Annotated in this window: 5 protein-coding genes; 3 read left to right on the top strand and 2 right to left on the bottom strand. The window is 73.1% G+C overall.

Features of this window, described 5'->3' with window-relative positions; translation table 11 throughout:
- The first annotated feature begins 75 nt into the window (after nucleotides 1–75).
- Both HMPREF3099_RS01655 and HMPREF3099_RS01650 read left to right on the top strand, forming a co-directional pair.
- Nucleotides 76–2,223, top strand: a complete 2,148-nt coding sequence (locus HMPREF3099_RS01655) for a S9 family peptidase (RefSeq protein WP_070703464.1) — start codon at nucleotides 76–78, stop codon at nucleotides 2,221–2,223.
- Complete coding sequence (locus tag HMPREF3099_RS01650; protein ID WP_070703463.1) at nucleotides 2,220–3,437, top strand: hypothetical protein; 1,218 nt, start codon at nucleotides 2,220–2,222, stop codon at nucleotides 3,435–3,437. Before HMPREF3099_RS01655 ends, HMPREF3099_RS01650 begins: the two co-directional genes overlap by 4 nt.
- A gap of 90 nt (nucleotides 3,438–3,527) precedes the next feature.
- On the opposite strand, the gene glnA is transcribed toward HMPREF3099_RS01650, so the two are convergent.
- Entirely contained in the window at nucleotides 3,528–4,952 is a 1,425-nt protein-coding gene (gene glnA / locus HMPREF3099_RS01645) for a type I glutamate--ammonia ligase (RefSeq protein ID WP_070703462.1), read from the bottom strand.
- Between the two features lie 196 nt (nucleotides 4,953–5,148).
- Here glnA and HMPREF3099_RS01640 point away from each other — a divergent pair, with 196 nt between their 5' ends.
- Nucleotides 5,149–5,625 carry an RDD family protein gene (locus tag HMPREF3099_RS01640; protein WP_070703465.1) on the top strand — a complete coding sequence of 159 codons (477 nt, stop codon included), beginning with the start codon at nucleotides 5,149–5,151 and terminating at the stop codon, nucleotides 5,623–5,625.
- A gap of 42 nt (nucleotides 5,626–5,667) precedes the next feature.
- On the opposite strand, the gene HMPREF3099_RS01635 is transcribed toward HMPREF3099_RS01640, so the two are convergent.
- Nucleotides 5,668–6,759, bottom strand: coding sequence for a heparan-alpha-glucosaminide N-acetyltransferase domain-containing protein (locus HMPREF3099_RS01635; RefSeq protein ID WP_070703461.1), 1,092 nt, complete (start codon nucleotides 6,757–6,759; stop codon nucleotides 5,668–5,670).
- Between the last annotated feature and the right edge of the window lie 174 nt (nucleotides 6,760–6,933).

Here is a 6,933-nt window from a genome sequence, read left to right as displayed (position 1 = left end):
CTTCCACACAGCACACCCATGACCAGCCACCGACAGGGCGGGGGAGAGCCCCGGCTGCCGCGTAGGGTGGCCCGCATGTCCCGCAGCACCCCGCCGATCGCGGCCCGCCGCCCCCATCGCCGTGAGCACCACGGGCACGTCGTGGACGATCCGTGGCAGTGGCTGCGGGACCCGGAGGACCCGCAGGTCGTCGCACACCTCGAGGCGGAGAACGCCTGGACCGAGGAGCGGCTCGCCGGGCAGGAGGGGCTCCGGAAGCGCGTCTTCGACGAGATCGTCGCCCGCACGCAGCTGACCGACGTGTCCGTCGCGGCCCGGCACGGGGACTGGTGGTACTACACGCGCACCGTCGAGGGGGAGCAGTACCCGGTCCACGCCCGGGTGGCGGCGCGGGGGGAGTACGCGGTGCAGCGCCCCGTCCTGGAACCGGGACAGGTGCCGGCCGGGGAGCAGGTGCTGCTCGACGGCAACGCTGAGGCCGGCGACGCGACCTTCTTCTCGGTGGGCGGCTTCACCACCAGCCGGGACGACCAGCGCCTGGCCTTCGCCACCGACACCTCGGGGGACGAGCGGTTCAACGTCACGGTCGTGGACCTGGCCACCGGCGAGCGGATCGACGAGTCGATCAGCGGCGTCGGGTACGGCCTGTGCTTCGACCACGACGCCACCCACCTCTACTACGTCCGCGTGGACGAGGCGTGGCGGCCCCACCAGGTCTGGCGCCACGCCATCGGGGCGGACCCGGCCACCGACGAGCTCGTGCACACCGAGGAGGACGAGGCCTGGTGGATGGGCATCGACACCTCCGGCGACGACCGCTGGCTGCTCATCGGTAAGGCCTCCAGCGACTCCAGCGAGTGGTGGGTGCTCGACACCACCGACCCGGCTGCCCGTCCGCAGGTGGTGCAGGCGCGCGTCGACGGTCTCGAGTACGACGTCGACGTGGACGGCGACGAGCTGCTCCTCGTGCACACCGCGAACACTCCCGAGGGGGAGTTGGCCACGGCCACCGTCGCGGCGTCCGGCCGGGAGCACTGGCGTGCGGTGCAGCCCCCGGCCGAGGACGAGCGCCTCCTGGGGGTGGACCTCTACGAGCGCTTCGCCGTGGTCTCCCTCCGGCGGGACGGTCTCACGGCCCTGCGGGTGTACCCGCGCACCGCGGGCCCGGACGTGCCGTTGGGCCTGGGTGCGCCGCTCGACCTCGTCCCCGACGAGCCGCTGTGGACGATCGGTCTGGGGACCAACCCCGACCACGCCACGACGACGCTGCAGGTGGTCACGGAGTCGCTCGTGACCCCGCCCACCACGAGCGAGTACGACCTGGGGCCGGTGCTCGAGGGGGGCGAGCTCGCGCCGCCCACCGTGCTGCGGCAGCAGCCCGTCCTCGGCGGGTACGACCCGGCCCAGTACGTGCAGGTGCGCCTGTGGGCCACGGCGGCCGACGGGACGCGCATCCCGGTGTCCTTGGTGCACCACGTGGACGCTCGGCCCGACGGGACGGCCCCCGGGCTGCTGTACGGGTACGGCGCCTACGAGGTGTCCACCGAGCCCGACTTCCGTACCAGCCGTCTCTCGCTGCTGGATCGCGGCGTCGTCTTCGCGATCGCCCACGTGCGCGGCGGTGGCGAGATGGGGCGCCACTGGTACGAGGCCGGCCGTCTGGCGCAGAAGCAGAACTCCTTCACCGACCTGAACGCCGCCGCGCACCACCTCGTCGACGCCGGGTGGGTGCACCCCGACCGCCTCGCCGTGGAGGGCGGCTCCGCCGGCGGCCTGCTGCTGGGAGCGGCCATCAACCTCGAGCCCGGCCTCTACCGGGCGGCGCACCTCGCGGTGCCGTTCGTGGACGCGCTGACCACCATCCTCGACCCCTCCCTGCCGCTCACGGTGGGCGAGTGGACCGAGTGGGGCAACCCCCTGCACGACCCGGCGGCCTACGAGCTCATGGCCGCGTACTCGCCCTACGAGAACGTGCGGACCGCGCAGTACCCCGCGATGCTGGCGACCACCAGCCTCAACGACACCCGGGTCGGGTGCGGGGAGCCCGCCAAGTGGGTGCAGGCGGTGCGCGAGCGGGCCACCAGCGACCCGGTCGAGCGTCCCGTGCTGCTGCGCACCGAGATGGTCGCCGGCCACGGTGGCCGTTCCGGCCGGTACGACGTGTGGGGCGACCGCGCCCTCGAGCTGGCGTTCCTGCTCGACGCACTGGGGGTGGAGGCATGACCGACAGGACGGGCACCGGTACGGGCGCCACGGAGGCGGAGGCCCGGGCGGTGGACTGGAGCGGCACGGAGATCGCACGCCTGCGCGTGCTGGACACGGTCTGGTCCGTCCGTGACCACGCCTCCGGCATCCAGGACGACGTGCCCGCGCTGTGGTCCCGCTGTATCACCGACGAGGAGCCCGACGTGCCGCTGCACCTCGTGGCCGTGGGGGAGGCGCCACCCGCAGGGGAGGCGGTCGTGGTCGCCGGGGAGCAGGGCGGGTACAGCCTGGCCTCATGGTTGATCGCCGCCTCGATCGGGCGCCACATCGGGCAGTCGCTCATGGTGCACGCCGCGGCGCTCACCGCCCCCGGGACCGACCGGGCCCTGTGCCTCGTGGCCGCGTCGGGGACGGGCAAGACGACGGCCAGCCGCGTGTTGGCCCAGGCGGGGTGGGGCTACCTCACCGACGAGTGCGTCGCCGTCGACGACGGCTACCGGGTGATGCCCCTGGAGAAGCCCCTCTCGGTGGTCACCGACCCCCGGGGCAACCCGCACCACAAGCACCAGCTGGGACCCGACCAGCTGGGCATGGCCCGTGCGCCCGAGGGGGCCCGGCTCACCGGACTGGTGCTCCTCCACCGCCTGCGCGCCGAGGAGCAGCGGGAGGCTGACCCGGGCCCGCTGCCCCGCCTGGAGCCGGTGCCGGCCGTCGAGGCCCTGCCGCTGCTCGCGCCGCAGACCTCCGCGCTGAGCCGCACCCCCGGCGGCCTGTCCACCCTGGCCCGTGCGGTCACCGACCTCGGGGTGCAGCGCCTGGTGTACTCCGAGATCACCGAGACCACCGACCTGCTCGCCGACCTCGCCGCGCAGGGGGCCCCGTCCCCGGCCGAGGAGCTCACCGCGCTCCAGGGGGACGCGCCGTGGGACGCCGTCCCTCCCAAGCCGTTGGACGACCCGGACACGACGCCGGGAGCCCGCTGGGAGCAGGCCCCGTTCTCCTGGGCCGTGGTGTGCGGTGAGGGGGACGTGGTGCTCATGGTCGGGTCGTCCGTGCTGCAGCTCGGCCAGCTCGGCGCGACCCTCTGGCAGGAGCTCGCGGACTCGCCGCGGACCGTCGGTGAGCTCACCGCGCTCCTCGTCGAGACCTTCGGCCCCCACCCCGACGCCGAGCGCCTGGCTGCCGAGGCGGTCGCGGCCCTCTACCGGGTCGGGCTGGTCCGCCCCGCCTGAGCCGCCCAGGCACAGGAACGCGCACGCCCGGGGACGCCGACGGGGCCGGTCCCGCAGGACCGGCCCCGTCGTCACACCGTGGTCGGCGACTCAGATGTGGTAGTAGAGCTCGTACTCGAAGGGGTTGGGGCGCAGGCGCATCGGCGCGATCTCGTGCGTGCGCTTGTAGTCCACCCAGGCCGCAATGAGGTCGTCGGTGAACACGTCGCCCTCGGTGAGGAAGTCGTGGTCGGCCTCCAGCGCCTCCAGGGCGGCGTCGAGCGAGAACGGCAGCTGCTCGATGTTCGCCTGCTCCTCCGGCGGCAGCTCGTACAGGTCCTTGTCCACCGGCTCCGGCGGCTCGATGCGGTTGCGGATGCCGTCGATGCCGGCCATCAGCTGCGCCGCGAAGCACAGGTACGGGTTGGCCGACGGGTCCGGCACGCGGAACTCCACGCGCTTGGCCTTCGGCGAGGTGCCCGTGATCGGGATGCGGATGCACGCCGAGCGGTTGCGGGCCGAGTACACGAGGTTGACCGGCGCCTCGAAGCCCGGCACCAGGCGGCGGAACGAGTTGATCGTCGGGTTGGTGAAGGCCAGCAGCGCCGGGGCGTGCTTGAGCAGGCCACCGATGTACCACCGCGCGGTGTCGGAGAGCTGGCCGTAACCGTTCTCGTCGTGGAACAGCGGCTCGCCGTCCTTCCACAGGCTCTGGTGGGTGTGCATGCCGGAGCCGTTGTCACCCATGACCGGCTTGGGCATGAAGGTGGCCGAGCGGCCGTCCTCCCACGCGGTGCCCTTGACGACGTACTTGAACTTCATCATGTCGTCGCCGGCGTGCAGCAGCGTGTTGAACTTGTAGTTGATCTCCTGCTGGCCGGCGGAGCCCACCTCGTGGTGGCTGCGCTCGACCTCGAGGCCGACCTTCTCCATGTTGCGGCAGATCTGGTCGCGCAGGTCGGTGTAGTGGTCGGTGGGGAACACCGGGAAGTACCCGCCCTTGGTGCTCACCTTGTAGCCCTGGTTGCCGCCCACCTCCTCGCGGCCGGTGTTCCAAGCCGCGGCCTCGGCGTCGATGCTGTAGAACGCGCTGCCCGGGGTGGTCTCGTAGCGGACCTCGTCGAACACGTGGAACTCGGCCTCGGCGCCGATGAAGACGGTGTCGGCGATGCCGGTCGTCCCCAGGTACTCCTCGGCGCGGCGGGCGATGGTGCGCGGGTCGCGGCCGTAGGGCTCGTCGGTGAAGGGGTCGACGATGGAGTAGTTCATGACCAGCGTCTTGGCGTCCCGGAAGGGGTCGATGAACGCGGTGGCCAGGTCGGGCAGCAGCTTCATGTCGGACTCGTGGATGGCGACGAAGCCGCGGATGGACGAGCCGTCGAACATCTGGCCGGTGGCCAGCGCCTCGGCGTCCACCGTGGAGGCGGGCACATTGAAGTGCTGCATGACGCCCGGAAGGTCGCAGAACCGGATGTCGAGGAACTCCACCTCCTCGTCGCGGATGTAGTCGATGACCTCTTGCGGGCTGCTGAACACTGCTGTGCCCTCCTGGGAGCGGGAGTGGTGGCCGGCACCGCCGGGTCGGCGGTGTCGCGGAACGGACCCAGCCTATCGACTGGCCCCTGCCGTGGAGTCACTCCCATGTCACCGGGTGGCCACGTGTCGTCGGTGGTCTCGGACACGCGCCACCCACCGGCCCGCCCGCGCTCCGCCCGGTCCGTACCCTGTGCGCGTGGACAGACGTGAGATCGGCTCCTGGCTCAGCGGACCCCGGGCGGCGCTCCCCGACGACGAGCACCCCAGCCCCCAGGACCACCCGGGTCAACGCCTCGGCCTGCCGGCCACCGGCCCCGGGTCCATCGCCCGCCTCGGCCCGCGCCTGGTCGCCTTGTTCATCGACTGGTTCGCCTGTCTGGCCATCACGGCCGCCACGTGGGGCCACCTGGGGCCGGGCGGGTCCGGCCAGCTGGTGACGCACGGGATCTTCCTGCTGGAGAACCTCGTGCTCGTCGCCGCGGCCGGCGGCACCCTCGGCCACCGCATCATGGGCCTGCAGGTGATCCGCCTCGACGACCGGCCGGTCACGCTCGTGGACTCCGCGGTGCGCGCGGTCCTGCTCTGCCTGGCCCTGCCGGCCCTGATCTGGGACCGCGACCAGCGCGGCGCACACGACTGGGTGCGTCGCACCGCCATCGTCCGCGGGCGCTGAGGCGGGTCAGGGCCTGACGGGCCCGGTGACGACGCGGGTGCCTCAGGGCCGCACGTACACGCGGTACCGCGCCAGCACGAGGGCGAGGGCCACCCAGAAGGCCAGGAACGCGATGCCGAAGACCCACCGGCCGGCGTCTGGACCCATCAGCCGCACCACCCTGTCGGCCACCGAGGGGTCGCCGGCGGTGAGCTGGTGCAGCACGAGGTGCGAGCCGAAGTAACCGAGCAGGGCGTTGCGGCCGAGTGCCTCGGGCACCGGTCGCACCAGCGATGACGCCGGAGGGGCCCCGTCGGCGTCGAGGAGCAAGTAGGCACCCAGCAGCACGAGCAACCCGGGCACGGCCGTGAGCAGGGCGAAGGACGGGGTCCACAACCGCTTGACCACGGGCACGCCCAGCAGCTGCAGCACCAGCCCTGCGGCCAGGCAGGCGCCCACCAGCAGCAGGATGAGGGTGATGATCCGCCCCCGCGCCCCGGGGGTGCCGTGCAGGGTGCGCACGGTGGCGCCCGCCACCAGGCCCACTCCCACGGTCACCAGGGCACCGGCGAGCGTCACCACCCCCTCCGGGTCGTGGCCTCGCGCACCACCCCGGTAGGCGTGCGCCCCCATCCACGGCAGGTCGAGCGTGCGCGAGGGATTGCAGGTCGGGGTCACGCCGCCGCAGTGCGCACCCCAGGTCAGGTGCAGCGCGGTGAGCGCCACCGTCAGCACGGCCACCGCGACCGCCCACGCCCGGGGGCTGCGTAGGCGGGTGCTCGCCACGGCCACCACCGGCACCAGCACCGCGTAAACCTGGAGGGGGCCCATGAGGCGGAACTCCGCGGGGGCCGGCCAGTCCAGCACCACCGCGTTGTAGAGCAGCCCGGCTGCCCACAGCACCACCGAGCGGCGCAGGACCACCCACCACGAGGGCGTGCGGGCGTAGGCGAAGGCCATGCCGGCGCCCGAGAGCACCACGAAGGTGGGGAAGACCAGGTCCACCAGGTGGATGCCCTCCCAGTGGGCGTGCACCAGCGCGGTCGGCAGCGGGGGCAGCACCGCGATCATCAGCAGGTTGAAGACCACCGCGGCGCCGCGCGACCAGTCGAGGGAGACCAGGCGGCGCCGCGCACCGGGCCCGATGCTGCTCACCCGAGCACCGCCGACCGGTGGTCCGCCGCGCGCAGGTCGTCGAACAGCCCGCTCACCGACCGGTGCCCGAACGGTGCGTAGGCGGCGTCGGCCCGGCGGGCGGCCGGCAGGTCCGGGCAGTCCCAGATCCGTCCGCCCTGTGCTCCCGGCGGCAGCGCGGTGCGGCTGCGGTCG

This window comes from Kytococcus sp. HMSC28H12 (genome assembly GCF_001816045.1).
Lineage (GTDB): Bacteria > Actinomycetota > Actinomycetes > Actinomycetales > Dermatophilaceae > Kytococcus > Kytococcus schroeteri.
This window is presented reverse-complemented; position numbering and strand designations above follow the sequence as displayed.

Bases quoted from the DNA above. Each gene is read 5' to 3' on its own strand.
- HMPREF3099_RS01650 (WP_070703463.1), top strand. From the start codon at position 2,220: ATGACCGACAGGACGGGCACCGGTACGGGCGCCACGGAGGCGGAGGCC.
- HMPREF3099_RS01655 (WP_070703464.1), top strand. From the start codon at position 76: ATGTCCCGCAGCACCCCGCCGATCGCGGCCCGCCGCCCCCATCGCCGT.